The following is a 25922-nucleotide window of genomic DNA, read 5'->3' on the forward strand; positions in this document are numbered from 1 at the left end:
TTGACGCGGACGATCAAGTATCGGCTGCGGTTTTTGTCGGTTCAGATACAGACATGCGCGCGCGGCTGGAACCGATGGGTCCGCGCCGGGTTCTCTCCAGCAGGTATTCCCGCTGAGAAAGAGCCGACCGATGAGCGATGACAACTATTCCGAACTCGACAAGGGCGGTGCGCCACGTCAGACCGTGAAAGATGGCTACGAGACGATGACGACCCAGCAGGGGACTCCCGTCTCCGACGACCAGAACCATTTGCGGGCCGGCGCGCGCGGGCCGATGCTGATGGAGGACTTCCACTTTCGCGAGAAGATCTTCCACTTCGACCACGAGCGCATCCCCGAGCGCGTCGTGCATGCGCGCGGCTACGGCGCGCACGGCTATTTCGAATGCACCGATACGCTGGAGGATATCACCAGCGCCGACCTGTTCCAGCGCAAGGGCGAGAAGACGCCGGTCTTCACCCGCTTCTCCACCGTGGCCGGCAACAAGGGCTCGCCCGACCTGGCGCGCGACGTGCGCGGCTTCGCGGTGAAATTCTACACCAAGGAAGGCAATTGGGATCTGGTCGGCAACAACATCCCGGTCTTCTTCATCCAGGACGCTCTCAAATTCCCCGACCTCATCCATTCGGCCAAGGCCGAGCCCGATCGCGGCTTTCCCCAGGCTCAGACCGCACACGATAATTTCTGGGATTTCGTGAGCCTGTCGCCGGAATCCATGCACATGATCATGTGGATCATGTCGGACCGGGCGATTCCGCGTTCCCTGCGTTTCATGGAAGGCTTCGGCGTGCACACCTTCCGCTTCGTGAATGCGGACGGGAAGGCGCACTTCGTGAAATTCCACTGGAAGCCCAAATCTGGCATGCAGTCGGTGGTGTGGAACGAGGCGCTGAAGATCAACGGCGCCGATCCCGATTTTCACCGCCGCGACATGTGGGACGCCATCCAGGCCGGCGATTATCCCGAATGGGAGCTGGGCGTTCAGGTCTTCGACGAGGCCTTCGCGGAGACGTTCGATTTCGACGTGCTCGATGCGACCAAGCTGATCCCCGAAGAGGATGTGCCAGTACGCATTGTCGGGCGCATGGTGCTCGACCGGGTGGTCGACAATTTCTTTGCCGAGACCGAGCAGGTCGCGTTCTGCACGCAGAACATCGTGCCGGGGATCGACTTCAGCGACGATCCGCTGCTGCAGGGGCGCAATTTCTCCTACCTCGACACACAGATCAAACGCCTCGGCGGGCCGAACTTCACCCATATTCCGATCAACGCCCCCAAATGCCCGATGCGCCATTTCCAGCAGGACGGGCACATGGCGATGACCAACCCGAAAGGGCGCGCCAATTACGAGCCCAATAGCTGGGGGACCGAAGAGGGCGGTCCGCGCGAGGATCCCGACAAGGGCTTCAAGAGCTATCCCCAAGAGGTTGCCGGCTCGAAGCTCCGGGCGCGCTCGGAGACGTTCTCCGACCATTACAGCCAGGCGCGCCAGTTCTATGTCAGTCAGACCGAGATCGAGCAGAAGCACATGGCCGATGCGCTGACCTTCGAGCTGAGCAAGTTGAAGACGGTGGCCATCAGGTCGCGCATGCTGGGCCATCTGCGCCATGTCGACGAGGGGCTGGCCGGCACGGTCGCCGACCGTCTCGCGCTGGAACTGCCCGACAAGCCCAAGCCGGCCTCCGAGCCGAAAACGGGGCTGAAGGCATCGGACGCGCTCTCGATCCTGAAAAGCGCGCGCAAGACGTTTGCGGGGCGCAAGCTCGGCATCCTGGCCACGCACGGGGTCTCGGCCGACCTGTTCAAGGCGTTGAAGAGCGAGATCGAGGATGCCGGCGGCATGGTCGAGCTGGTCGCCCCGGAAATCGGCGGGATCACGCTTGACAATGACGAGACCGTCCCGGCCGACCAGAAGATCGATGGCGGTCCCTCGGTGCTCTACGATGCGGTCGCCGTGCTGGCGTCGAAGGACGGCGTGAAGAAGCTCGTGAATGACGCGCCGTCGCGCGATTTCGTCTCCGACGCCTTCGCCCACTGCAAATACATCGCCTATTCGCCCGAAGCGAAGGCCCTGTTCGACAATGTCGGGCTGAGCGACGCGATGGACGAGGCCTGCATCAGGCTGGAGGCCCCCGGCGACGTGAAGGGCCTGGCCGATACGCTTGGCGCGCTGCGCTATTGGGACCGGGAGCGCAAGGTCGACCTTGATGGCTGACCGAAGGGAGGGGCTTCATGTTCTTTGACACCTGGTACGACCTGCTTCGCATCCTTGTGGTCGGGGTGTTGTCCTATGTCGGCCTGATCGCCGTGCTGCGCGCGACCGGCAAGCGGACGCTGTCGAAGATGAATGCGTTCGACTTCGTGATCACGATCGCGTTCGGGTCGGTGCTGGCCTCGGTGATGCTGGATTCTACGGTGAGCCTGAGCGAGGGCGTGCTCGCCTTCGCGCTGCTGTGCGTGCTGCAATTCCTGGTCGCCTACGCCTCGTCGCGCTCTCACACCTTCGAGAATGTCATCAAGGCCCAGCCCTCGATGCTGTTCTTCAGGGGGCGCTACCTGGACGACGCGCTGCACAAGGAGCGCGTCAGCCGGGAAGAGGTGATGGCCGCGGCGCGCGTCGGCGGTCTGGGCGACATGGATCAGGTGGATGCGGTGATCCTGGAAACTGACGGCACGTTCAGCGTGCTCGCCAACGCTCCCGGGTCGAACGAGGGTACGCTGACCGACGTCACCGGCCACCCCGGCGCCAAGGGCTAGGCAGCGATCGCACCGCGCCCGGCTTTCGGGTGGCGGCGGGCTCGTCTACATAACGCTCATGAGCACAGCCCTGACCGATCTTCTCGCCCGTATCGAAGACCCGCAGACCGGCACGCCGCTGGCCAGCAGTGAACGGCTTATGGGACAGGATTTGCGTGGCGGCATCGCCACGATCATCCTGGCCCCCGGCGGGCCGGATGCCGACGACCGCGCCCTGACGCGAACGCTGGAAAGCGCGCTGACCGGGCAAGGCGAAATCGAGCGCGTGCGCGTGATCTTCGAAGCGCCGAGGCAGTCGAAACCGGCGGCAAAGCCGGCCTCCAGCACCGCGCGGAAAGCGGCCGGCGCCAAGCCGCCCGCCCGCCTGATTATCGCGGTCGGGTCGGGCAAGGGCGGCGTCGGCAAGTCGACCGTGGCGGCCAACCTGGCCGCCGCCTGCGCGAAGACGGGGCTGAAGACCGGCTTCATGGATGCCGACATTTACGGGCCGTCGGGGCCGCGCCTGTTCGGCCTGACCGGAGCGCCGGGCCTGAAGAAGACCGATGTGGGCATCGAGCCGCTGGAGGCGCACGGCGTCAAGCTGGTGTCGATGGGGTTCCTGATCGGGGAGCGCGACCCGGTCGTGTGGCGCGGACCGATGGTGACCGGGGCGGTGCGCCAGTTCATGGACGACGTGAACTGGGGCGATCTCGACGTGCTGATCGTGGACCTGCCCCCCGGCACGGGCGACGTGCAGCTGGCGCTGGCGCAGGGCACGCCGCTGACCGGGGCAGTGATCGTGTCCACGCCGCAGGATCTCGCCCTGGACGACGCGAAGAAGGCCATGGCCCTGTTCGACAAGACGCAGATTCCCGTTCTGGGCATGGTGGAGAATATGAGTTTCTTCATCTGCCCGCACTGCGGCGAAGGCTCTGAGATTTTCGGGCGGGGCGGCGTGCGCGCCGAGGCCGAGCATCTGGGCGTGCCTTTCCTGGGCGAGATTCCGCTGCACCCGGCCCTGCGCGAGGCGAGCGATGCCGGCGAGCTGACGGCGCTGGGCGAGGGCCCGGTCGCGCAGGCCTTCGTGCGCGCGGCCCACCGCATGATCGAGGCGGCCGAGGATGCGCATCGGCCCGCCCCCAAAATCATTTTCGAATAAGCGATCTTCAGGAGATGGCGATGAATTCCGACACACTCGACGATCTGAGCCCGGCAGAAGTGGCCCGGGCGCTCGAGGCCAACGAGATACTGCTGGTCGATGTGCGCGAAGCCCACGAATACGGGACCGAGCGCATCCCCGGCGCGCTGCTGATGCCGCTCTCCACCTTCGATCCGCATGCGCTTCCCGTCGATTCGCCGCGCCGGGTCGTCCTCCATTGCGCGGCCGGGAAGCGCTCGGCCATGGCCGCGGAGATGGCCCAGCAGGCCGGTATCGCCGTGAACGCGCACATGGGCGAGGGGATGATGGGCTGGAAGCAGGCCGGCCTCGCCGTCCTGCAGATCCAGCCCTCGACCGGCCAGATGGTGCGGTCGAAATCCTAGGCGGCTACTGCCAGACCTCATCGAGGAAGGCACGCACGTCCGAGGCTGTCGCTTCGGGCCGCTCCTCCATCGCGACGTGGCCCGCATCGGGATAGGTGATCAGGCGTGCGTCGGGCATGGCCTCGACGAAGCGCGGACCGTGTGCGGGCGGCACCATCATATCCTGCTCGCCCCACAGGATGAGCGCCGGCGTCTCGATCTGCGCCAGGACCGGCTCGGGATCGGGCAGGGTGAAGACCTCCAGGCGCTGGACCATGGCTTCGCCATTACCCTCGCGCTTCATCAGATCGGTGATGCGCGATACGTCACGCTCGTCCAGCCGGGCAGGGTCCGCGTAGAGGGCGGCCGTCGCGGCGCGCACGCCGGCCTCCGGTGCGGTGCGCAGATAGAAGGCCACGCCCTGGGGCACCGGCACCGGGTCTGCCGTCACGCCATTGATCGAATAACCGCCGGGCGAGACGAGGACGAGCGCGCCGACGCGTTCGGGGTGACCGGCCGCATAGCGCCAGGCAACCAGGCCGCCGAGCGAATTGCCACCAAGAGCAAACGTCTCCGGCGCGATCTCGTCGAGCAGGGCGGAGACCTGTTCCACCGTGGCCTCGTTGGAATAGGCACCGTCCGCGGGCCGTCCGGTCAGACCGTGACCGGGCAGATCGAAGCGGATGACGCGGTAGGCGTCGTCAAGCTCGGCTGCCCAGGGATCGAAGGCCTCCAGGCTGTGCGAAAAGCCGTGGATGAGAATGAGCGCCGGAGCGTTTTCGGGCCCGCTTTCGCGCACGCGCCAGTCTAAGCCGGCCGCAGTGACATAGCGGTCCTCGCCAGTCAGATAAGTGTCGCGCAGCTCGCCTGTTTCGACCGGTCGCGAGAGCCAGAGCAAGACGGCCGCGGCCGCCACGACAAGCAGGATGAGTCCGCCCAGGATACGCAGGAGCATCAGTCGCATTCCTTCAAGAAAGTCGTGATCGCTTGAGCCGCAGCCGGCTCGGTCAGCATGGGCGCGTGGCCGATACGCTCGACGGTGACGAGACGCAGATCGGGGTGGCGCTGCTCCATTTTGCGGGCCGTGTCCTCGGTCAGGAGATCACTCAGCGCACCGCGCACGAGCAGGACCGGAACCGGCTTGAGCGCATCGAAGAGCGGCCAGAGATCGGGCAGGCCGCCATCGCCGGAGTCGAAGGCCTGCGCGATGGCCATGTCGTAATCGTGCACGATACGTCCGTCCTCACGCTCCTTGCAGGTGCGCCGGGCGAAGGCCAGCCAGAACGCATCGCCGGTCTCGTCGGGGAAAGCGTCGCCGTTGACGGCGCGAACGCCGTCGGCAGCCTCCTGCCAGCTGGCGTAGGTGGGGGCGTGACCGACATATTGCTGGATCCGGCCGAGGCCTTCCGGGTCGATCTCAGGGCCGATATCGTTGATGACCGCGCCGCGCAGAAGGTCCGGCTGCATCGCCGCCAGCGTCATGGTCATCAGTCCGCCCATGGAGGTGCCAACCGAGACGACGCGGCGCCATCCAAGGTCTTTAAGAATGCCGGCGACGTCCTCGGCGTAGACCGGAACCTGGTAGTTGTCCGGGTTGGAATCGCGGTCCGAACGGCCGCGTCCGCGCACATCGACCGCCATCACGTCGCGGCCCAGCGCCGCGATCATCGGGGCCACGTCCTCGAAATCCTTCGAATTGCGCGTCAGCCCGTGCAGGCAGATCACCGGCGCCTTGCCGCCGGGCGTGCGCGCCTTGTAGAGGCGGTAATAGGTCTTCACGCCATCGCTGGCGGTGTGAAAATGCTCGGAGAATTGCGTCATGAAAGGCCTTTCTCAGGACGTCTGTTTGCGTTCGCTCTGCAGGCGTTCGAAGCCGGCGGCGATGAATTTGGGCAGGCGCGCGTGCACGCTGTCGATGTCGGTGGATTTGCACAGCCCGCCTGACAGGTTGTCGATGCGCCCGGTCTCGGCGAAGGTCAGCACCATGGCGCCGGACAGGAAGTGATAGCTCCAGTAGACGTCCTCGTCGGTCCAGTCCGGCTGGGTACGCTTGATCGCCTCAAGGAAGCGCGTCGCGATGGGGTCGAAGTATTTCGTCATGATCTCCCCGCCCCATTCGGGCGAGTTGGTGATCTGCGCGACGAGTGCGAAATAGTTCTTCCACCCCGGACCGCCATTGGCCGAGCGCTCCAGCATGGGGTGGCTGAAGGCAGCGATGATTTGTTCCACGCTCGGCCCCTCGGGACCGGCACCGGATTCGCAGGCATCCAGCTCGGCCATGCGAATCTGGTTGAGCACCTCGGCGCGGCGTAGCAGGACCGCGTCGAACAGCTCGCGCTTGCCGCCGAAATAATAGGTCACCAGGGCCGGGTCGGCATCTGCCTCCTTGGCGATGGCGCGGACTGTGACACCATGGAAGCCCTTGTTGGCAAAGAGCTTCTCGGCCGCATCCAGCAGGCGCTGCCGGGTGCGTTCTCCGCGCCTGTTCATTCGGCCGTCGGCCATGCTCGTCTGCCTCCCCGCAGCTTTCCGGGCTATGAAATGCCGGGCGCAACGTGTGTGTCGCCTTGGCAGCAGTCCTCCCCGATTTGCGGTGAAAAGTCTAATTCGGGTTGACTTTTCATTCAACGTTGAAAGTAATCGGGTCAAAAGCCCCTAAGGGCAACATAGCGATTCCATGGGAGGGAATTCAGAATGTCGTTGAAATCCACGATTCTCGGCGCGAGTGCTCTGGTATCGAGCCTGGCGTTCATGTCCATTGCAGCTCCGGCCGCTCTGGCTCAGGACGCGTCCGCCAATCTGCCGCAGGCCCGCGATACGATCACCGTGACCGCGCGCCGCCGTGAGGAGAGCATCCAGGATGCTCCGATCGCGGTGACTGCCGTCAGCGGCGACACGCTGGCCCAGATCGGCGCCATCGATCTGACCGACGTCCAGAAGCTGACACCGAACGCCACCATCGAAGTCGCCCGCGGCTCCAACTCCACGCTCATCGCCTTCATTCGCGGCGTGGGTCAGCAGGATCCGCTCTGGGGCTTCGAGCCGGGCGTCGGCCTCTATATCGACGATGTTTACGTCGCGCGTCCCCAAGGGGCAGTGCTCGACATCTTCGACATCGACCGTATCGAAGTGCTGCGCGGCCCGCAGGGCACGCTGTACGGCCGGAATACGATCGGCGGCGCGATCAAATACGTTACCGCGCGTCTCAGCGACGAGCCGGAATTCGAAGCTGGCGTGAGCGTGGGCTCGTACAACCAGCTCGACTACATGGCCAGCGGCTCGCTTCCTCTGAGCGACACGTTCGCGATCGGCGGCGCGGTGGCGCGCTATACGCGCGACGGCTTCGGTGAGAACCTGTATAGCGGCGCGGACCACTACAACAAGGACATCATCGCCGGGCGCATTTCGGCCGAATGGACCCCGACTGACGATCTGTTCTTCCGTCTGGCCTATGACCGCACCGAGGACGATTCCAACGCCAAGCACGGCTATCGCCTGATCCCGGGCGTCACGAATGGCGAGCCGGTGCTCGACGACGTCTACGATACCCGCGGCGGCGCCGGTGACGTGAACAGCGTCGAGACCGAGGGCCTGTCGCTGACCGCGGAATGGCAAGCCAATGACTGGCTGACGCTGAAGTCGATCACCGCCGGACGTGAGGATTACACCCAGACGCCGATCGATTTCGACGCGCTTCCGGTGAACGATTTCGACGTGCCGGCCTTCTACGAGAACGAGCAGTTCACGCAGGAATTCCAGGCCTTGTTCGACACCGGCCGCTGGTCGGGCGTCGCCGGCCTCTACTATCTGAACGGGGCCTATGAGGGCGCGTTCGACACGGTGCTCGGCAATCTCGGCGTCAACGCGCCGACCTATGGCGACGTGTCGAAAATCTCTCTCTCGGCCTATGCCGATGTCACCTACGACATCAACGACATGTGGTCGGTCTCCCTAGGCGGGCGCTATACCGAAGACACGACCCGCGCGACGGTGATCCGGCAGACCTATCTGGGCACGGCGACGACGCCCTTCCTCGGCGGCCCGGGCGGCCTGCTGCTGGCCACCGGCTCGAACTTCACCAGTGAGCGCACCGACGACCAGTTCTCGCCGCGCGTGAACGTGACTTACGAGCCCCTCGAAGACCTGTCGCTCTACGCGTCCTACTCGCAAGGCTTCAAGTCGGGCGGCTTCGACCCGCGCGGCAATGCCGGCCCGGCGGGCACGGTCCAATATGACGTGATCACCCGCGGCTTCGATCCGGAAATCGTGGACAGCTATGAAATCGGTGCCAAGGGTTCGCTGCTTGACGGCCGTCTCGTGTACCGCGCAGCAGCCTTCTACGCCGAATACACCGACCAGCAGATCACGGTTCAGACCTCCGAAGTCGACCCGGCCACCGGCCTGGACAGCTTCGTGTCCACCGTGCTGAACGCCGGTGAGTCCGAGTATATGGGCGTCGAACTGGAAGGCAGCGCCTTCCTGACCGACGCGTTGAGCCTCGACTACATGATCGGCTTCATCGATGCCGAGATCGTCGAGCTGGTCACCACACAGCCCGACCCGGTCACGGGCGACCCGGTCGATGTCGACATCTCCGATCAGTACGTGGTCCAGAACACGCCGGAATACACCTGGCGCCTGGCGGCGAACTACGACATGGCCGTTCCGGGCGGCTATGGCGATCTTCGTCTGACGGCCGGCGTGAGCTATCGCGACGACATCAACCTGTTCAACGTCCCCAATACCGGCGAGCCGGTCGCTCTGGCAGGCCTGCCGGGCACGCCGCTTCCGCCTCTGGACGAGAACACCTCCTACACCATGGTGGATGCCAGCGTGATCTGGGATTTCACCGAAAACTGGCGCTTCTCGCTGATCGGCCGCAACCTGACCGACGAAGAATACCGCGTCGCCGGGTATAATTTCGCCGGCTCCAATCAGCTGGGCGTGGACGGAGCCTATTCGGCCTTCTACGGCGACCCTCGTACCATCACCGCGAGTGTGCGCTTTACCTACTAGGCGCTCGCGCCGGGCAGACGCCGCTCACCTGCTGCAGGTGGGCGGCGTTTTTCTTTGCGCAGGCCGGTTTTCCCGGTCCATGGTGACGCCGACAAGACTGACAAGAATCTCTCGGGGAGGAAATTGATGGCGATTGAAAATCCGCCGCAAGTCGAAGCGCGCGCGCCGCGCCCGGCTTACCGCATGTATGTCATGGTCCTGCTTTTCCTGGTCTATGCCTTCAACTTTCTGGACCGGCAGATCATTTCCATTCTGGCCATACCGATTCAGGACGAGCTGGGCTTGTCCGACCGGCAGCTTGGCCTCCTGGGCGGAATTGCCTTCGCAGTCCTCTATTCAACGCTGGGCGTGCCGATTGCCTGGCTGGCCGACCGCACCAACCGGGTGTGGATTATTACCGGCGCCCTGACGATCTGGAGCGGCTTCACCGCGCTTTGCGGCTTCACCCAGAACTTCGCCCAGCTCTTCCTCTCCCGCGTCGGCGTGGGCATCGGGGAGGCGGGAGGCGTGGCCCCGTCCTATTCCCTCATCGCCGACTACTTTCCGCCACAGAGCCGGGCGAGGGCGCTGGCCTTCTATTCGCTCGGTATTCCGGTCGGCTCGGCGTTCGGTGTGGTTGCCGGCGCCCAGATTGCGGGCGGCGCGGTTTCTGAAAATCTCGACTGGCGCGCGGCCTTCATCATCGTAGGTCTGGCCGGCATCGTTCTGGCGCCGCTCTTCCGCCTGACCGTGCGCGAGCCGGCCCGCGGACAGCTGGACACCGTCAAGATGGATCTGGCGGCCAAGAAGCCGAGCTTCTTTGCGGTGATCGGCAAGCTCTACACCAAGCCGACCTTCTGGCTTCTCACCTTCGGGGCCTCGTGCTCGTCGATGATGGGCTATGGCGTCTTCTTCTGGCTGCCGAGCTTTTTCGCGCGCAGCTTCCAGCTCGGGATCATCGAGACCGGCTGGTTGTTCGGCGGCGTCCTCTTCGTCGGCGGCAGCCTGGGGATAATCCTGGGCGGTGTCCTGGGCGATCTCCTGGGCAAGAAATCGCTGTCCGCCTACGCGCGCGTGCCCGCGATCGCCTTCCTGATCACCTGCCCGCTCTACATCACGGGCGTGCTGGCGCCGAACCCGCTGATGTCGGTCATTCTCTTCCTGGTGCCGACCGCTCTGGGGCTGGCCTGGATCGGGCCGACGCTGTCGGCCTTCCAGCACCTGGTGCCCCCTTCGATGCGGACGACAGCCTCGTCGGTCTTCCTGTTGTTCAACAACCTGCTGGGGATCGGCGTCGGGATCTACGTGCTCGGAGAGCTGTCCACGCTGCTGACGCCGCACCTGGGCGACGAAGCGCTGCGTTGGTCGATCATCATCGGCTCGACGCTTTACCTGATCGCCGGCGGACTCTTCCTGATCGCATCCAAGACGATCCAGAAGGACTGGGAGGGCTAACGCCCCTCCCAGCCGCGAACAGAAAAAGGGCGCGCCAGCCGGGCGCGCCCTTTCTTCGTTCTGCGATCTCTATCGGCGTTTACGCCGCTTGGGAGACCATGCTCAGCGCATCGGCAAAGGCCGCAGTTGCGCTTTCGGCAGCATCCTCGCCTGAGCCGGCGAAGACTTCGCCGCGCATAGCCAGGGCCGCATCGCCTTCGACGCCTTCCTTCTCGGAGAGCTCGGAGAGCAGCTCGAGTGCCTCACCGGTGACCAAGACCGGTTTGCCGCTTTTCAGGAAGTCATGAACCAGAAGGCGGATGTCTTGGCTGGCGAGCAGCGCCTTGGTGCTGCGCTCGCCGCCGGGAATGACCAGGCCTTCGAATTTCTCGCTGCTCACGTCGCCAGGGGGGGTGTCGACGACGAAGTTCATTTCTTCACGTGTTTCCGAACGGCCCGAAACCAGTGACTTGTTCGGGCTGGCAATCAATGTACGAAAACCGGCGCGCTCGGCCTCGTGGGCGGCGCGATTGAAGTCGGGAACGTCGAACCCGTCTGCCAGCAGAGCCAGCACGAAGCCGGCTTCGCCGACCTGGTTGAGATCGATGCGCTTCTGACGAAAGTTCCGGTTCGGTCCGGCCATATATCCTCCAGTGCGCCGTTTTGACGGGCGCGGTTAATTCAGTAAAATGGGCGATGCTTTCAAGGTAAGTAACGGTCAGACCGGGTCAAGCGTTCCACAGCTTTTTCCTAGAAATTTACCTCTATTGGACGGCTGCAGCCGACTGTGGATAACTTCACTTATACCATGAAAACATGTCAGCAGACGGTGCAACCGGCCATGGCCTGCCGCGTTGGACTTTCAGTTTATTCAACTGACGGACTTGCGAGGGACATAACATATGTGCGGGATTGCCGGCGAAATCCGCTTCGACGGGGCGACACCCGATCTGGGTCGTCTACAGGCCATGGCCGATACGATGAACCGGCGCGGCCCCGACGGAGCCGGACTTTTTGCCCAACGCCAGACAGCGTTCGCGCACCGCCGCCTGAAGATCATCGATCTCAGCGATGCGGCCGAGCAGCCCATGGTGGACACCGATCTGGGCCTGTCTCTGGTCTTTAACGGCTGCATCTACAATCACCGCGAATTGCGCGCGGAGCTGGCCGGAGCGGGCTATCGCTTCTTCTCAAACGGCGACAGCGAAGTCCTGTTGAAGGCCTATCACCATTGGGGGGAGGATTTCGTCCACCACCTGAACGGCATGTTTGCCTTCGCCATTGCCGAACGCGAGAGCGGGCGTTTGCTGCTGGGCCGGGACCGTCTGGGTATCAAACCGCTCTATTTCAGCGAGAGCGACGGGTTTTTCCGCTTTGCCTCCTCTCTGCAGGCGCTCGCGCGCTATGACGACATCGATAAATCGCTCGATGCGGAAGCGCTCGCCTTCTATTTCAGCTTCCACGCCGTGGTGCCCCCGCCGTGGACGATCCTGAAGGGGGTGCGCAAGCTTCCCCCCGCGACGCTGATGCGCATCGAGCCGGACGGTCAGCGCAGCACGCGCCAGTACTGGGACATTCATTTCGGGGCGAAGGAAGACGAACGCAATTATTCCTACGCCGACTGGAAGGACCTGATCCATGTCGAGCTGCGCCAGGCGGTCAAGCGCCGTCTGGTCGCCGATGTCGATGTCGGGGTCCTGCTCTCCGGCGGCCTGGACTCCTCGCTGATCGTCGGGCTGCTGCACGAGGCCGGTCAGAAAGGGCTGAACACGTTCTCAATCGGTTTCGAGAGCGTTGGCGAAGAAAAGGGCGACGAGTTCGAATACTCCGACATCGTGGCCAGGCACTTCGACACACACCACACCCAGATTCAGATCGACACCAGCCGCACGCTGACCGAGCTCGACAACGCGATCGCCCAGATGTCCGAGCCGATGACGAGCCATGACTGCATCGGCTTCTATCTCCTGTCGGAGGAGGTGTCGAAACGCGTCAAGGTGGTCCAGTCGGGCCAGGGCGCGGACGAGGTGTTTGCCGGCTATCACTGGTATCCGCCCATGCTGGACACCAACGATGCAGTGAGCGCCTACGCAAAGGCCTTCTTCGATCGCGACCGGGCCGAGATGGGCGAATTGCTCAAGGACCGCTGGATGACGCGCGAGGACCTGCCGCGCCAGTTCGTCGAGGCGCATTTCACAAAGGGCGGCGCGGAGCGGCCCATCGACCAGGCGCTGCGCCTGGATACCCAGGTCATGCTGGCGGACGACCCGGTCAAGCGCGTGGACAACATGACCATGGCGTGGGGCCTGGAGGCGCGCGTGCCGTTCCTCGATCATGAGCTGGTCGAGGCTGCTGCGCGCGTCCCGGCCGAGTACAAGACCGCTCAGGACGGCAAGGGCATTTTGAAGGATATCGGGCGCGAGGTGATCCCCAGCGAGGTGATCGACCGGCCCAAGGGCTATTTCCCGGTCCCGGCGCTGAAATACCTGCGCGGGCCGTATCTGGAGAAGGTCCGCGACGCGGTCAATTCAAAGGGATTCCAGGACAAGGGGGTCGTCAATCCGGCCTATCTTGATAGGCTGCTGGACGATCCGGAAGCGCACATCACGCCTCTTCGCGGCTCGAAACTCTACCAGATCGGGCTGCTGGCGATGTGGCTCGAGACGCACGGCCTGTAGGAAGGGGTATCTCTTGACCGCCAGGAAACCGTCCGACCCGCCGCGCAAGGCGAAGGCCGTGCAGCACCGCCTCCAGCGCATGCGCGATCAGGGGCTGAAAGACCCGTTCACGAAGGGCGAGAAAACCTTCTCCGAACGCGTCAGCTCGGATGCGCTGATCGATTGCGGCTGGGGCAAGCTCATCTTCGGGCAGACCTTCACCGACCCCAAATCGGTGATCGACGCGCTGCGCGACGAATCCTCGGCGCAGCGCAATATCGGCTTCTATATCCGCGATCCGCACGTCGTCCTGTCCGTGGCCCCGCAAGAAGTCTTCCTCGACCCGTCCCACACCTATCGCCTGGACCTGGCCACCTATCGTGCCGGGAAAAGCCGGCCACGCGGGTATTTCATCCGGCGGCTATGCTCGGAAGCCGACGCGATCGCGGTCAACCGCATCTACGAGACGCACCAGATGGTGCCCGTCGATCCCGATTTCTTCTGGCACCAGCGCGACAGCCGGACGCTGAACTATCTTGTCGCGGAGGATGAGGAGACCGGAGAAATCATCGGCACCGTCACCGGCGTCGATCACGAGCGCGCGTTCGGTGATCCCGAACACGGATCGTCGCTATGGTGCCTCGCCGTCGAGGCGCGGACCCAGCACCCCGGCGTCGGCGAGGCGCTTGTGCGCCGCCTGTCGGAAGTCTTCCAGGCGCGCGGCTGCGCCTTCATGGATCTGTCCGTCCTGCACGATAATACCGGGGCCATCGCGCTGTACGAGAAGATCGGCTTCAAGCGCGTTCCCTTCTTCACGCTGAAGCGCAAGAACCCGATCAACGAGAAGCTGTTCATCGGCACGGCCCCCGAAGACTCGCTGAATATCTATGCGCGCATCATCGTCGACGAGGCGCGGCGCCGGGGAATCGGTGTCGAGATCCTCGATGTCGAAGGCGGGTATTTCCGCCTCAGCTTTGGCGGGCGGGCCGTCGTGTGCCGGGAGTCGCTGTGCGACCTGACTTCGGCGATCGCGATGAGCCGCTGCGACGACAAGGCGGCAACGCGCCGTCTGATGAAGCTCGCTCACGTTCCCGTTCCAGGCCAGATCAGCGCCAATGCAAGCGACGAGGAACTCTCCGCTTTCCTGGAAGAGCACAATCAGGTGGTCGTCAAGCCCGTGCGCGGAGAACAGGGCCGCGGGGTCGTGGTCGGCATCGATACGCTGGACGGCATACACGAGGCGATCAAGATGGCCCGGTCGGTCAGTCCGGAAGTCATCATCGAGGAATTCTGCCCGGGCGACGATCTGCGTGTCGTGGTCATCAATGACGAGGTGGTCGCGGCTGCGCTGCGCAAGCCGCCGGAAATCCGCGGCGACGGCAAACGCACGGTCCGCGATCTCATTGCCCGCCTGGCGCGCCGGCGTGAAGCCGCGACGCAGGGGGAATCCACCATTCCCCTCGACGAGGTGACGGTCCGCATCGTGCGCGATGGCGGATTCGAACTCGACGATGTGCTGGACGAGGGGCAAACGCTGCGCGTGCGCAAAACGGCGAACCTGCACACAGGCGGCGCGCTGCACGACGTCACCGATGTGCTCCATCCCGATATCGCGCGTAGCGCAGTCCGGGCCGCGCGCGCCATCGGCATTCCTGTGGTCGGGGTGGATTTCATGGTTGTCGCGCCGGACGGGCCGGACCACGTCTTCATCGAAGCCAATGAACGCCCGGGGCTTGCCAACCACGAGCCCCAGCCTACCGCGGAGCGGTTTATCGACCTTCTCTTCCCGCTCTCCGCGGTCAAACACAAGCAGCCGGAGGCTGACGCGTGAGCCAGATCGACGACCGCTATCTTTCCGACATGCTCAAGCAGCTGTTGGAGACACCGAGCCCGACCGGGTATACCGACGAAATTACAAGGCTGTGCTGCCGGGAGCTGGAACGGCTCAATATCGGCTACGAGATCACGCGGCGCGGCGCGATCCGCGCTCTGATCCGCGGCGGCGAGCGCCAGCCAGGGCGGGCCATTATCGGTCACATCGACACGCTGGGCGCGCAGGTCAAAGGCCTGAAAAGCAATGGCCGGCTTGAAGTGCGCATGATCGGCCACTGGTCGGCGCGTTTTGCCGAGGGCGCCCGCGTGAAGATATTCACTATCCATAACGACGCCTATCGCGGCACGATCCTGCCGCTCAAGGCGTCCGGTCACACGTTCGACGACGAGATCGATACCCAGGAGGTGTCCTGGGAGAATCTCGAGATCCGCGTCGATGTCCGTGCCGAGGACGAGAAGGACCTCAAGGCTATCGGCTTCGACATCGGCGACATGGTCGCGGTCGAGCCGCAGCCGGAATTCTTCGACAACGGGTTCATCGTCAGCCGCCATCTCGACGACAAGGGCGGGGTTGCGGCGATGTTTGCCGCCATGAAGTCGATCCGCGAATCCGATGTGGCCCTGCCGGTCGACGCCTATTTCCTGCTGAGCATAACCGAGGAGATCGGGCAGGGCGCCAGCGGCATCCTGACCAAGGACGTGGCCTCGCTGGTGGCCATCGATAACGGCACGGTCGCGCCGGGACAGAATTCGAGCGAGTACGGGGTGACGATCGCCATGGGCGACCAAGTCGGCCCGTTTGACTACCATCTGACCCAGAAGCTGATCCGGGTTTGCGAAGAGAACGATATCGAGTTCCAGCGCGACCTGTTCCGCTATTACCGCTCGGATTCGGCAAGCGCGATCGAGTCCGGCGAGGACGTGCGCACGGCGCTCGTAACCTTCGGGATCGACAGCTCGCACGGCTATGAGCGCACGCATATCCACTCGCTCCACTCGGTCGCTCGTCTCATTCGCGCCTATGTGTGTTCGGAGATCGAAATCCCGCGTGACAAGGACGATCTCGGCGATCTGTCCGGCTTCACCGAACAGCCCATGACCCCGCATGAAGACGAGAAGTGGGAGGGCCAGGACGACGCGCCGGAACGGCCCGGCGACAAGAGCTGACCCCCAGATTGGACTCCGTGGAAACTGCGGCCTCGCGTGTCAGCATCAAGCAGATCTGCACGCCGCTATTGTGTTAGCGCGCTAACACGCTATATCGACCTCAGGATAAGCGGGGAGACGCGACATGACTCGGTCCGAGGACAAATCCGGCCTGCGCCGCACAGGGTCGAACGCAACCGATCTTGACGATCTGTGCCGCGCCCTGCTGGCGACGGGAACGCTGGAAGACATGCGCCGCTTCCTGCTCGACCTGACGACGCCGGGTGAGCTTTCCGCGCTGGCCGAACGTTGGCAGGTCGCGCTGCAGCTCGATGCCGGGGACAAATCCTATCGCGAAATCAGCGCCGAGACCGGGGTCAGCACGACGACCGTGACGCGCGTCGCCCGGTTTCTCGCGCAGGAACCGCATCAGGGATACCGCCTGGTGCTCGATCGATTGAAGGAGAGCGGCCAATGAGCCCCGACCGTCTGACCCTGGCCGTGCAGAAGAAGGGCCGGCTGTTCGAAGGCAGCGAAGACCTGCTAAAGCGTGCCGGGGTGAAGTTGGCCTATGCGCGTGATGCACTGCTGCGCCGGGCCGAGAACATGCCGCTGGACGTCATGTTCATCCGCGATGACGACATCCCGAACTTCGTGGCGAGCGGCGCGTGCGATTACGGCATTGTCGGGGAGAACGTGCTGTACGAGATGGCGAGCCGCCTGCCGCGCGTGGCCAGGCTGGAAACCGTGACGAAGCTGGGTTTCGCCAAGTGCAAGCTGAAGCTCGCGGCCCCGAATGAGGGGGTGATCCAGCGGGTCGAGGACCTTGCCGGAAAGACGATCGCCACGACCTATCCCGGCCTGACGGACAAGTTTCTGAAAGAGCGCGGCATCGAGGCGGAGATCATCGAAATGGGCGGCTCGGTCGAGGTCGCGCCGCGCATGGGTATTGCCGACGCCATCTGCGACCTGGTCTCGACCGGCGCGACGCTGGAGGCCAACGGTCTGGTCGCGTTCGAGACCGTGCTGGAAAGCGAAGCCGTGCTGATCCGGGGTCCGCGGGCGGCTCAGAATGGCGCGGCCCAGACCGCGGAGCTGCTGATCGAGCGCTTCCAGGGCGTCATCGCCTCGCGCCAGACCAAGTACATTCTTCTTAATGCCCCGAAAGACCGGCTGGACGAGATCCGCGCCATCCTGCCCGGCTCGGACGCGCCGACCGTGGCGCAGATCGTCGGGCGCGACGATGTGGTCGCCGTGCATGCGGTGTGCACCGAGGCGGTGTTCTGGTCGACGCTGGAGCAGCTCAAGGGCGCGGGTGCGCGCTCCATTCTCGTGATGCCGATCGAAAAGATGATGGCCTGATCATGCTGGACCGCATTGTCTGGAACACCGCCAGCGAGGCGGAGCGCGCGCGCGCTCTGTCGCGTCCGAGCGAAAGCGCCGAGGCGTTCGAAACCGCGCAGACCATCGTGGACGAGGTGCGCCGCGACGGCGAAACGGCGGTCCGTGCCTGGGCGGAGAAGCTCGACCGCTGGGCGCCGGCCTCCTTCCGCGTACCGGCCAGCGAGCTTGAGGCCGCGGCCCAAGCTCTCTCTGAGGCTGATCGCGAGGCCATCCTGGCGGCGGCCGATGCGGTGCGCCGCTTTCACGCCGAGCAGGGCTACCGCGCCTATGAGGTGGAGACCTGGCCTGGTGGACGCGCGCAGCGCCGTGTAACACCGATCGATGTCGCCGGGCTCTACGTGCCTGCCGGCACTGCGCCGCTGGTCTCGACGCTCATCATGCTCGCCATTCCGGCCCAGCTTGCCGGCGTGCCGCGGATCGCGGTCATCGCACCGCCGCGCAAGGGTGAGGGCGTGGAGCCGACCGTGCTCGCGGCTGCCGCATTGCTGGGCGTGGACGAGGTCTACGCCATTGGCGGCGCGCATGGCGTCGCGGCACTGGGCTTCGGCGTGGCGGGTCTGCCGAAAGCAGACCGGATATTCGGACCCGGCAACGCCTATGTCGCCGCGGCCAAGGCGATCCTGGCCCAGACGGCGGGCGGAGCGGCTGCCGATCTGCCCGCCGGGCCGAGCGAGGTTCTGGTCATTGCCGACGACAACGCCGATCCCGATTTCGTCGCGTCCGACCTCTTAAGCCAGGCCGAGCATGACGTGCTGGCCCAGGTGGTACTGATCGCCTTCTCGGAAGCCTTCGTTGACCGTGTCGAGGCGGCGCTGGATCGCCAGCTGGCAGACCTGCCGCGCGCCGGGACGGCCCGCGCAGCGCTGGCCAACTCGCGCGTGCTTCTGGTTGCCGACGAGCAGGAAGCCGCCGACGCAGCCAATGCCTATGCCGCCGAACACCTGATCATCCAGACTCGCGATCCGCGCGCCCTTTCCGAGCGTGTGCGCCACGCCGGATCGGTCTTTCTCGGCCCCTGGACGCCGGAAGCGGCCGGGGACTATGCCGCCGGACCCAATCACGCCCTGCCGACCGCCGGAGCGGCGCGCGCCTATGGCGGCGTGACGGTGGAGATGTTCCAGAAGACCACAACGGTGCTTGAGCTGTCGCGCGAGGCTGCTTGCTCGATCGCGCCCGTGGTCGAGCGCCTGGCCGGGCTGGAGGGGCTGGATGCCCACCGTATCGCCATGAAGCTGCGCCGCGAGCGCGCGGAGGCCGAACAATGAGCGGATTTCTCGACCTGTCTGCCGGCAGTGCCCAGAAGGCGCGACGTGACGAGGTCAGGCTGCGCGAGCGGCTGGCGGCAATTCTCGACTGCCCGACCGAACGCCTGGCCCTTACGATCAGCCCGGATGAGGCAAGGCGCGCGCTGGCCGGTGCCGGGCTGGACATTGACGAGGACCGGGCCGGCGAGGGCGCGCTGTCGCTCGATCGCCCTGCCGGGAACGCGACAACGCTGGTCCAGGTGGGGCCAGAGGCGGCCCCGGTCACCGCGATTGTCTTTGCGAACGCGGCTGACGCCGATAGCCTTTCAGGCCGCCTGCCGGGCTTGCCGCCTCTGCTGGTCCAGGCCGGGCTGGATGCGCTGTCACCCGGTGCGCGCATGAAGGCCGTGGCCGATCGGGCCGAACGCGACCGCGTGCTGGCCACGCTGGCTGCCCGCCTGGGCGAGGAAGCCGGCCTTGGCGGCGCGTCCTGCGTGCCCGAAGGGTTGAGCCTCGACATCACAGATCAGGCCGCGACGCGGTTGGGTCTGGGCCTCGAAGTGCGTGACGGCCGCGCGATTGCCCATGTCGAGGATGCGGCAGCGGCCCGCGCCCTGGCTCAGCATCTCGGCGTGTCGGCCTCCCTGCGGGCGGCCTCGGTGCGCCGGACGACCAAGGAAACCGATATTGCGCTTGCCATCGACCTCGACGGCGAAGGCGCCTCGGTCTCCACCGGGGTCCACTTCTTCGATCACATGCTCGAGCAGATCGCGCGCCATGCCGGTATCGGCCTGCAGGTGTCGTGCGAGGGCGATGTGGAGGTCGATGCCCACCACACGATCGAGGATGTGTGCCTGGCCCTCGGTGACGGGTTGCGTCAGGCGCTGGGCGACAAGCGCGGCATTGGACGCTTCGGCTTTGCGCTGCCCATGGACGAGACCCGCGCCAGCGTGTGGATCGACCTGTCCGGGCGGCCCTATTTCCGCTTCGACGGCAGCATACCCGGCGAGCGCGTCGGCGACTTTCCCGTCGAGATGGCGCCGCATGCCTTTCGCTCGATCTCCGAGACGCTCAAGGCTTCGATCCATGTCGAGGTGGATGGCGAGAATGCCCACCACCTCATCGAATCTGCCTTCAAGGCATTCGGACGCGCCCTGCGTCAGGCGATCCGGATCGAGGACGATGCGCTGCCCTCGACCAAGGGGGTGTTGTGAGGATGACCACCGCCATCATCGACACCTCGACGGCCAACATCGCCTCGGTGCGCTTTGCGCTGGAACGGATGGACGCGCCCTACGTGCTCGCGGCGACACCCGAGGAGGCAGCGGGCTGTGCGCGCCTGATCCTGCCCGGCGTCGGCGCGGCGGGGCCCGCCATGGCACGGCTGAACGCGTCGGGCTGGAGCGCAGCTTTGCGCGAGGAGCGCCGGCCCGTGCTGGGCGTGTGCCTGGGCATGCAGCTCCTGTTCGAGCATTCCGACGAAAGCGATGTCGCGCTTCTCGGGCTGATCCCTGGACGGGTCGAACGGCTCGATCCGGGCGCGGACGGTCCCTGGCCTCACATGGGCTGGAACGCGCTCGATGAGCTGGCCGAAGACGAGCCGCTTCTGGCCGGAATTGCGCCCGGCGACCGGGTCTATTTCGTGCACGGATTCTATGTGGCGCCGGGCGAACATGCCCGCGCACAGACCCGTTACGGGTCTCCGGTCACCGCCATCGCGCGCAAGGACAATATCGCGGGATGCCAGTTTCACCCGGAACGTTCCGCCAAGATTGGCGCCCGGATTCTCTCTAATTTCATAAAGGGATAGAGATGATACTTTATCCAGCAATCGATGTTCTGGACGGCCAGGTGGTGCGTCTGGAAAAGGGCGACTTCAACGCCGTGACCGAGTATGGCGACGATCCTGTCGCGGTCGCTGAAGGCTATCTGAAAGCCGGAGCGAGCTGGCTGCACATGGTCGACCTGTCCGGCGCGCGCGACGGCGCCCGGCGCCAGGGCGATCTGGTCGCCAGGATCACCGCGACCGGCATCAAGGTGCAGACCGGCGGCGGCGTGCGCTCGCGCGCCGACGTCGAGGCCATCCTGGAGGCGGGAGCATCGCGAGCCGTCGTGGGAAGCCTCGCCGTGACGTCGCCGCAGACCGTGATCGGCTGGCTGAACGAGTTCGGGCCGGAGGCGATTACCGCCGCCTTCGACGTGCGCATTGTCAACGCCACGCCCTATCCGACCGCCAAGGGCTGGACCGAAGTGTCCGCGCGTACGCTCGGCGAATTGCTGGAAGACTATCGCCGGGCCGAGCTGAGCCACGCCCTGGTCACCGATGTGGGCCGGGACGGCATGTTGCAGGGTCCCAATACCGAGCTCTACCGCGATCTGGGGCTGGCCCGGCCGGACCTGCGCTGGCAGGCCTCGGGCGGTGTGTCTTCGCTGGACGACCTCACCGCGCTGAAAGAGGCGGGCGCCGATGGCGCGATCATCGGCAAGGCCCTGTTCGAGGGGCGGTTCACGCTGGAAGAAGCCTTGTCATGCTAGCGCGGCGCATCATTCCCTGCCTGGACGTGCGCGACGGGCGCGTGGTCAAGGGCGTGCGCTTTCGCGACCATGTCGACATGGGCGACATCGTGGAGCTGGCCACACGCTATGCGAGCGAGGGCGCGGACGAGCTGGTCTTTTACGACATCACCGCCAGCCCGCAGGAGCGGGCCGTGGAGCCGGAATGGGTCAGCCGCGTGGCGCGTGCCATCGACATCCCGTTCGCGGTGGCCGGTGGAATCCGCAGCGTCGACGATGCGCGCGCGCGCCTGTTTGCCGGGGCGGACAAGATCTCGGTCAATACGCCGGCTCTGCGCGATCCGGACCTGATCGACCGTCTGGCCCGCGAATTCGGCTCGCAATGCGTGGTCTCCGGCATCGACAGCCGCGTGATCGAGGGCGAATGGCGCATACACCAGAATACCGGCGATCCCGACAAGACCGAGATCAGCCATCGCCGCACGCTCGACTGGATCGGGGAGGTCACGGAGCGGGGCGCAGGCGAAGTTGTGCTCAACTGTATGGACCAGGACGGGGTGCGCGAGGGCTATGACGTGGACCAGCTCGCCGCGGCGCGCGCGATCTGCCCGGTTCCCCTGATCGCCTCGGGCGGGGCGGGCGCGATCGAGCATTTCGAAGCGGTCTTCAGGATCGCGAATGTCGACGGTGCGCTGGCCGCCAGCGTGTTTCACAAGCAGATCATCGAGATCGGCGCACTCAAGGCCGCGCTGAAAGACCAGGGTGTGGAGGTCCGGCTATGAGCAGAATCGAGTTCGATGCCGGACAGGTGGACTTCGCCAAGTCCGGCGGACTGGTGCCCGCCATCGTCCAGAGCGTCCAGACCGGCGAGGTGCTGATGCTCGGCTACATGAACCGTGAGGCGTTGGATCACACGCTGAAGACCGGCAGTGTGACCTTCTTCTCCCGCTCCAAGGAGCGCCTCTGGACCAAGGGCGAGACCAGCGGCAACACGCTGGAGCTTGTCTCGGTCGCGCTCGATTGCGACCGCGATACCTTGCTGGTTCAGGCGCGTGCCAACGGGCCGACCTGCCATACCGGAACCCGGTCCTGCTTCGGTGAGACGCCGGGCCCGGAGCTGGCTTTCTTCGGAGAGCTGGAAGCGGTGATCGCGCAGCGCGCCGATGCCAACCCTGACGACAGCTATACCGCGCGCCTTCTGGGCAAGGGCATGCTGAAGGTCGCGCAGAAGGTCGGGGAAGAGGGCGTGGAGACCGCGCTCGCGGCAACGAATGAGGACGATGACGCGTTGCTGGGCGAAGCCTCGGACCTGGTCTTCCACCTGCTCGTGCTGCTGCGCGCACGGGGGCTGACCCTGGCCGATGTGAGCCGCACGCTTCAGGGCCGCCATCGCGGCCAGACGTGAACGCGCATTGAAGCGGGGTCGCGCACCGGCTATCTCCAGCCCCAACGAGATTTAACCCGCAACGTACGAGACCCGACATGTCCGAGAGCTTTTACGACCGTCTGAAAGAGACCCTGGAAGAGATCGAATCCGACGGGCTCTACAAGCGCGAACGGGTCATCACCTCGCAGCAGTTTTCCGAGATCGACGTCAAGGCGGACGGCGGTACCGACCACGTCATCAATCTGTGCGCCAACAATTATCTGGGGCTGGCGAACCGGCCCGAACTGATCGATGCGGCCAAGATCGCGCTCGACCGGCACGGCTTCGGCATGGCGTCGGTGCGCTTCATCTGCGGCACGCAGGACATTCACCGCGAGCTGGAAGCCCGGCTCGCACAATGGCTCGGCAAGGAGGACACCATCCTCTATGCCGCGGCCTTCGATGCGAATGGCGGGCTGTTCGAGCCCCTGCTGGGTCCCGATGACGCGATCGTCTCCGATGCGCTCAACCATGCCTCGATCATTGACGGCATCCGCCTGTGCAAGGCCAAGCGCTACCGGTACGCCAATTCGGACATGGACGATCTGGAGGCCCAGCTGAAGCAGGCGCGCGAGGACGGCGCGAGGACCATCCTGATCGCGACCGACGGCGTGTTCTCGATGGACGGCTATATCGCCAAGCTCGACCAGATTGCGGCGCTGGCAAAAAAGTATGACGCGCTGACCATGGTCGATGATTGCCACTCGCATGGCTTCATGGGCGAGAAGGGGCGCGGCACGCCGGACCATTGCGGTGTGCTGGACAAGATCGACATCATCACCGGCACGCTGGGCAAGGCTCTGGGCGGCGCGATGGGCGGCTTTACCTGCGCGCGTCAGGAGGTCATCGACATCCTGCGCCAGCGCTCGCGGCCCTATCTCTTCTCCAATTCGCTCGCGCCCTCCATCGTCGGGGCCAGCCTGACGGCGCTCGACCTGGTGGAGAACGGCGATTCCCTGCGCGCGCAGCTCTTCGACAATACCAAGCGCTTCCGCATGGGGATGACCGAGGCCGGCTTCGATCTTCTGCCCGGGGAGCACCCGATCGTGCCGGTCATGCTGGGCGATGCGGCGCTGAGCCAGAAGATGGCAAACGCCCTGATGGAGGAAGGCGTCTACGTGATCGGCTTCTTCTATCCGGTTGTGCCCAAGGGTCAGGCGCGTATCCGCACCCAGATGAGCGCGGCCCACACCTCCGAACAGATCGACCGCGCCGTTGCCGCCTTTACCAAGGTCGGCAAGTCGCTCGGGGTGATCTGATGAGCGCCGGGCGGCTGGCGCTGACCGAGCGGTTTGATTTTAACGGACATGCCGTCGCCTATGGCACGATCGGTCCGGCCGACGCGCTGCCGGTCTTCCTGCTGCACGGCACGCCGTTCAACAGTCAGGTCTGGCGGCGCATTGCTCCCTGGATCGCTCGTGACCGGCGCGTGATCTTTCACGATTTGCTGGGCTACGGAAAAAGCGACAAGCCGGACGCGGACGTGTCGCTCGGCGTTCAGAACGCGGTCTTTGCCCGGCTGCTCGAGCATCTCCAGGTCGAAAGCCCCGATGTGGTCGCCCATGATTTTGGCGGATGCACCGCGCTGCGCGCCCATCTGCTCGACGCGGTGGACTATAACAGCCTGACATTGATCGACCCTGTGGCCGTGCGGCCCTGGGGCTCGCCTTTCGTCCAGCATGTGCGCGAGCATGAGGCCGCCTTTGCCGGCATGCCGGCCTACATGCATGAGGCGGTGCTGCGCGCCTATTTGCAGACGGCGGCCCACCGGCCACTCGGCAAGGAAGCGATGGGCGACTATCTCGCACCCTGGACCGGGGAGGCCGGCCAGCGCGGCTTCTACCGCCAGATCACGCAGATGGACCAGAGATATACCGACGAGATCGAGGGGCGGTATTCCGAGATACGCTGTCCGCTGCAGATCCTGTGGGGTGAAAAGGACGAGTGGATCCCGATCGCGCACGGGCGCCGCTTCGCCAAAATGACGCCGGCAGGATCGCTCCTGCCGATTGCGCGCGCCGGCCACCTCGTACACGATGATGCCCCGGAGGCGATCGTCGCCGCCGTACTGCCCTTCCTGGAGCGATACGCCCGCGAAGCCTAGCGCTCTCCTGACGCGTCCTTGCAGCGCCACCCTGGGGAACTTGTGACGGGCCTGACGCGTACATCCTGCTGGATATGTCTGAAGGAGACGCTCAATGATCCGCACGATCACGCTTTTGGCCTCGGTAAGCGCGCTTGCGCTCGCGGCCTGCAGTGACGACAGCTACGAGACCGACACCGATACCGACATGGATACGTCCGCCGAGATGAATTCGGCGATGGGTGACGAAGCCGACGGCGAGACCGATGGCGAGCTCGACGAGGGCATGCGCTACGAGAGCGGCGAGGACGCCGCCGATGACGATCTGGGTCAGAGCCCGCCGGTCAATTTCGCCCAGGACACCGCCTCCGTGCCGGCTGGCCTGACCGCTGCGGTCGTGGCCGGTCTGAGCGGCGACGTAGACGCCTATGTGCGCAATGTCGCGCTTGGCAACGAGTATGAGATCCAGGCCGGACGCATCGCCATGGAGCGGGGTAATTCCGAAGAGGTCCGCCAGCTCGGCGAGATGATCGCGGCCGACCATGAGCAGCTCCAGACCGAGCTGCGCACCGCGGTCGAGGCGGCGGGTCTCGATTTTGACCTGCCGACCGAACTTGAAGGCCGCCGGCAAGGCATGATCGACAATCTGAACGCCGCGGCGGACATGGATTTCGATGCCGCCTTCCTGTCCCAGCAGGAATCTGCGCATGTCGAAGCGGTCGCGCTGCATGAAGGCTTTGAAGCCTCCGGCGATGTCGACGCGCTGACCGACTATGCCGGCGCTACCGGCAACGTGGTCCAGGGCCATCTCGACGAGGTCACCGCGCATCTGGGCGCCGCCGTAGACGGCGACTAGAGCAATTTCATTGATTTCAGAGTCGCGAGGGATTCACACGGGGCGCGAAGTATGATTCTTGGAGTGTCATCGT

The 25922-nt window shown here is 64.9% G+C and carries 24 protein-coding genes; 20 read left to right on the forward strand and 4 right to left on the reverse strand.

The genetic code is table 11. From position 1 onward, the window contains the following. Positions 1–130: 130 nt before the first annotated feature. Genes PGP17_RS14765 through PGP17_RS14780 form a run of 4 tightly spaced genes read left to right on the forward strand, consistent with a single transcriptional unit; the run spans position 131 to position 4278 of the window. Positions 131–2215, forward strand: a complete 2085-nt coding sequence (locus tag PGP17_RS14765; RefSeq protein WP_135943839.1) for a catalase — start codon at positions 131–133, stop codon at positions 2213–2215. Positions 2216–2232: 17 nt separating this feature from the next. Beyond that, positions 2233–2757, forward strand: coding sequence for a DUF421 domain-containing protein (locus PGP17_RS14770; RefSeq protein WP_135943838.1), 525 nt, complete (start codon positions 2233–2235; stop codon positions 2755–2757). 58 nt (positions 2758–2815) lie between these two features. Continuing rightward, a complete protein-coding gene (locus PGP17_RS14775) occupies positions 2816–3895 on the forward strand; it encodes an Mrp/NBP35 family ATP-binding protein (RefSeq protein WP_135943837.1) in 1080 nt (359 codons plus the stop codon). A 20-nt stretch (positions 3896–3915) separates the two neighbouring features. Next, the gene (locus PGP17_RS14780) at positions 3916–4278 is read left to right on the forward strand and encodes a rhodanese-like domain-containing protein (protein ID WP_135943836.1); all 363 of its coding nucleotides are present in this window, start codon (positions 3916–3918) and stop codon (positions 4276–4278) included. Between the two features lie 4 nt (positions 4279–4282). Here the strand turns inward: PGP17_RS14780 and PGP17_RS14785 are convergent, their stop codons facing one another. From PGP17_RS14785 to PGP17_RS14795, 3 genes are read right to left on the reverse strand one after another with little or no spacing between them, the layout of a single operon-like run. Next, the gene (locus PGP17_RS14785) at positions 4283–5212 is read right to left on the reverse strand and encodes an alpha/beta fold hydrolase (RefSeq protein ID WP_135943835.1); all 930 of its coding nucleotides are present in this window, start codon (positions 5210–5212) and stop codon (positions 4283–4285) included. Further along, the gene (locus PGP17_RS14790) at positions 5212–6078 is read right to left on the reverse strand and encodes an alpha/beta fold hydrolase (RefSeq protein ID WP_270376171.1); all 867 of its coding nucleotides are present in this window, start codon (positions 6076–6078) and stop codon (positions 5212–5214) included. The genes PGP17_RS14785 and PGP17_RS14790 overlap by 1 nt, the downstream gene beginning before the upstream one ends. A gap of 12 nt (positions 6079–6090) precedes the next feature. Then, the gene (locus PGP17_RS14795; protein WP_270376173.1) at positions 6091–6762 is read right to left on the reverse strand and encodes a TetR/AcrR family transcriptional regulator; all 672 of its coding nucleotides are present in this window, start codon (positions 6760–6762) and stop codon (positions 6091–6093) included. Positions 6763–6951: 189 nt separating this feature from the next. On the opposite strand from PGP17_RS14795, the gene PGP17_RS14800 reads away from it, so the two are divergent. Next, positions 6952–9273, forward strand: a complete 2322-nt coding sequence (locus tag PGP17_RS14800; protein WP_270376175.1) for a TonB-dependent receptor — start codon at positions 6952–6954, stop codon at positions 9271–9273. A 126-nt stretch (positions 9274–9399) separates the two neighbouring features. Further along, entirely contained in the window at positions 9400–10707 is a 1308-nt protein-coding gene (locus PGP17_RS14805) for a spinster family MFS transporter (protein ID WP_270376177.1), read from the forward strand. A gap of 79 nt (positions 10708–10786) precedes the next feature. On the opposite strand, the gene PGP17_RS14810 is transcribed toward PGP17_RS14805, so the two are convergent. Then, on the reverse strand, positions 10787–11329 hold the full coding sequence (locus PGP17_RS14810; protein WP_135943830.1) for a DJ-1/PfpI family protein: 543 nt from the start codon (positions 11327–11329) through the stop codon (positions 10787–10789). Positions 11330–11588: 259 nt separating this feature from the next. On the opposite strand from PGP17_RS14810, the gene PGP17_RS14815 reads away from it, so the two are divergent. The 14 genes from PGP17_RS14815 to PGP17_RS14880 all read left to right on the forward strand — a co-directional run bounded on the left by PGP17_RS14815 (position 11589) and on the right by PGP17_RS14880 (position 25849). Continuing rightward, positions 11589–13364: an N-acetylglutaminylglutamine amidotransferase gene (locus PGP17_RS14815; protein WP_270376180.1), complete on the forward strand. Its 1776-nt coding sequence runs from the start codon at positions 11589–11591 to the stop codon at positions 13362–13364. 79 nt (positions 13365–13443) lie between these two features. After that, positions 13444–15174: an N-acetylglutaminylglutamine synthetase gene (ngg, locus tag PGP17_RS14820; protein WP_442915173.1), complete on the forward strand. Its 1731-nt coding sequence runs from the start codon at positions 13444–13446 to the stop codon at positions 15172–15174. Beyond that, the gene (locus PGP17_RS14825) at positions 15171–16343 is read left to right on the forward strand and encodes an osmoprotectant NAGGN system M42 family peptidase (protein WP_270376184.1); all 1173 of its coding nucleotides are present in this window, start codon (positions 15171–15173) and stop codon (positions 16341–16343) included. The genes ngg and PGP17_RS14825 overlap by 4 nt, the downstream gene beginning before the upstream one ends. Positions 16344–16467: 124 nt before the next feature. Next, positions 16468–16800, forward strand: coding sequence for a YerC/YecD family TrpR-related protein (locus tag PGP17_RS14830; RefSeq protein WP_135943827.1), 333 nt, complete (start codon positions 16468–16470; stop codon positions 16798–16800). Then, positions 16797–17684: an ATP phosphoribosyltransferase gene (hisG, locus tag PGP17_RS14835; protein ID WP_270376187.1), complete on the forward strand. Its 888-nt coding sequence runs from the start codon at positions 16797–16799 to the stop codon at positions 17682–17684. The genes PGP17_RS14830 and hisG overlap by 4 nt, the downstream gene beginning before the upstream one ends. Positions 17685–17686: 2 nt before the next feature. Next, positions 17687–18991 (forward strand): histidinol dehydrogenase, encoded by a 1305-nt coding sequence (gene hisD, locus PGP17_RS14840; protein WP_270376190.1) that lies wholly within the window; start codon positions 17687–17689, stop codon positions 18989–18991. Beyond that, positions 18988–20184 (forward strand): imidazoleglycerol-phosphate dehydratase HisB, encoded by a 1197-nt coding sequence (gene hisB, locus PGP17_RS14845; protein ID WP_270376192.1) that lies wholly within the window; start codon positions 18988–18990, stop codon positions 20182–20184. The genes hisD and hisB overlap by 4 nt, the downstream gene beginning before the upstream one ends. Before the next feature lie 2 nt (positions 20185–20186). Continuing rightward, positions 20187–20780, forward strand: a complete 594-nt coding sequence (gene hisH, locus PGP17_RS14850) for an imidazole glycerol phosphate synthase subunit HisH (RefSeq protein WP_135943824.1) — start codon at positions 20187–20189, stop codon at positions 20778–20780. 2 nt (positions 20781–20782) lie between these two features. Next, positions 20783–21505: a 1-(5-phosphoribosyl)-5-[(5-phosphoribosylamino)methylideneamino]imidazole-4-carboxamide isomerase gene (locus PGP17_RS14855; protein WP_270376194.1), complete on the forward strand. Its 723-nt coding sequence runs from the start codon at positions 20783–20785 to the stop codon at positions 21503–21505. Then, a complete protein-coding gene (gene hisF / locus PGP17_RS14860; protein WP_270376196.1) occupies positions 21499–22266 on the forward strand; it encodes an imidazole glycerol phosphate synthase subunit HisF in 768 nt (255 codons plus the stop codon). The genes PGP17_RS14855 and hisF overlap by 7 nt, the downstream gene beginning before the upstream one ends. Continuing rightward, positions 22263–22889: a bifunctional phosphoribosyl-AMP cyclohydrolase/phosphoribosyl-ATP diphosphatase HisIE gene (gene hisIE, locus PGP17_RS14865; RefSeq protein ID WP_270376198.1), complete on the forward strand. Its 627-nt coding sequence runs from the start codon at positions 22263–22265 to the stop codon at positions 22887–22889. Before hisF ends, hisIE begins: the two co-directional genes overlap by 4 nt. Before the next feature lie 77 nt (positions 22890–22966). Next, entirely contained in the window at positions 22967–24169 is a 1203-nt protein-coding gene (locus PGP17_RS14870; RefSeq protein WP_135943820.1) for a glycine C-acetyltransferase, read from the forward strand. Then, complete coding sequence (locus PGP17_RS14875; protein WP_270376200.1) at positions 24169–25014, forward strand: alpha/beta fold hydrolase; 846 nt, start codon at positions 24169–24171, stop codon at positions 25012–25014. Before PGP17_RS14870 ends, PGP17_RS14875 begins: the two co-directional genes overlap by 1 nt. A 94-nt stretch (positions 25015–25108) precedes the next feature. Next, positions 25109–25849, forward strand: a complete 741-nt coding sequence (locus PGP17_RS14880) for a DUF4142 domain-containing protein (protein WP_270376202.1) — start codon at positions 25109–25111, stop codon at positions 25847–25849. The last annotated feature ends 73 nt before the right edge of the window (positions 25850–25922 follow it).

Source organism: Marinicauda sp. Alg238-R41 (assembly GCF_947331485.1).
Classification (GTDB): domain Bacteria; phylum Pseudomonadota; class Alphaproteobacteria; order Caulobacterales; family Maricaulaceae; genus Marinicauda; species Marinicauda pacifica.

Excerpts from the sequence above, each read along its gene's own strand:
- hisB (WP_270376192.1), top strand. The coding sequence starts at position 18,988 with ATGAGCGGATTTCTCGACCTGTCTGCCGGCAGTGCCCAGAAGGCGCGA.
- hisH (WP_135943824.1), top strand. The coding sequence starts at position 20,187 with ATGACCACCGCCATCATCGACACCTCGACGGCCAACATCGCCTCGGTG.
- PGP17_RS14770 (WP_135943838.1), top strand. The coding sequence starts at position 2,233 with ATGTTCTTTGACACCTGGTACGACCTGCTTCGCATCCTTGTGGTCGGG.
- PGP17_RS14875 (WP_270376200.1), top strand. The coding sequence starts at position 24,169 with ATGAGCGCCGGGCGGCTGGCGCTGACCGAGCGGTTTGATTTTAACGGA.
- hisIE (WP_270376198.1), top strand. The coding sequence starts at position 22,263 with ATGAGCAGAATCGAGTTCGATGCCGGACAGGTGGACTTCGCCAAGTCC.
- PGP17_RS14800 (WP_270376175.1), top strand. The coding sequence starts at position 6,952 with ATGTCGTTGAAATCCACGATTCTCGGCGCGAGTGCTCTGGTATCGAGC.
- PGP17_RS14790 (WP_270376171.1), bottom strand. The coding sequence starts at position 6,078 with ATGACGCAATTCTCCGAGCATTTTCACACCGCCAGCGATGGCGTGAAG.
- PGP17_RS14810 (WP_135943830.1), bottom strand. The coding sequence starts at position 11,329 with ATGGCCGGACCGAACCGGAACTTTCGTCAGAAGCGCATCGATCTCAAC.
- PGP17_RS14805 (WP_270376177.1), top strand. The coding sequence starts at position 9,400 with ATGGCGATTGAAAATCCGCCGCAAGTCGAAGCGCGCGCGCCGCGCCCG.
- hisF (WP_270376196.1), top strand. The coding sequence starts at position 21,499 with ATGCTAGCGCGGCGCATCATTCCCTGCCTGGACGTGCGCGACGGGCGC.
- PGP17_RS14870 (WP_135943820.1), top strand. The coding sequence starts at position 22,967 with ATGTCCGAGAGCTTTTACGACCGTCTGAAAGAGACCCTGGAAGAGATC.
- PGP17_RS14775 (WP_135943837.1), top strand. The coding sequence starts at position 2,816 with ATGAGCACAGCCCTGACCGATCTTCTCGCCCGTATCGAAGACCCGCAG.
- PGP17_RS14830 (WP_135943827.1), top strand. The coding sequence starts at position 16,468 with ATGACTCGGTCCGAGGACAAATCCGGCCTGCGCCGCACAGGGTCGAAC.
- PGP17_RS14815 (WP_270376180.1), top strand. The coding sequence starts at position 11,589 with ATGTGCGGGATTGCCGGCGAAATCCGCTTCGACGGGGCGACACCCGAT.
- PGP17_RS14795 (WP_270376173.1), bottom strand. The coding sequence starts at position 6,762 with ATGGCCGACGGCCGAATGAACAGGCGCGGAGAACGCACCCGGCAGCGC.
- PGP17_RS14785 (WP_135943835.1), bottom strand. The coding sequence starts at position 5,212 with ATGCTCCTGCGTATCCTGGGCGGACTCATCCTGCTTGTCGTGGCGGCC.
- hisD (WP_270376190.1), top strand. The coding sequence starts at position 17,687 with ATGCTGGACCGCATTGTCTGGAACACCGCCAGCGAGGCGGAGCGCGCG.
- PGP17_RS14780 (WP_135943836.1), top strand. The coding sequence starts at position 3,916 with ATGAATTCCGACACACTCGACGATCTGAGCCCGGCAGAAGTGGCCCGG.
- PGP17_RS14765 (WP_135943839.1), top strand. The coding sequence starts at position 131 with ATGAGCGATGACAACTATTCCGAACTCGACAAGGGCGGTGCGCCACGT.
- ngg (WP_442915173.1), top strand. The coding sequence starts at position 13,444 with ATGCGCGATCAGGGGCTGAAAGACCCGTTCACGAAGGGCGAGAAAACC.
- PGP17_RS14855 (WP_270376194.1), top strand. The coding sequence starts at position 20,783 with ATGATACTTTATCCAGCAATCGATGTTCTGGACGGCCAGGTGGTGCGT.
- hisG (WP_270376187.1), top strand. The coding sequence starts at position 16,797 with ATGAGCCCCGACCGTCTGACCCTGGCCGTGCAGAAGAAGGGCCGGCTG.
- PGP17_RS14880 (WP_270376202.1), top strand. The coding sequence starts at position 25,109 with ATGATCCGCACGATCACGCTTTTGGCCTCGGTAAGCGCGCTTGCGCTC.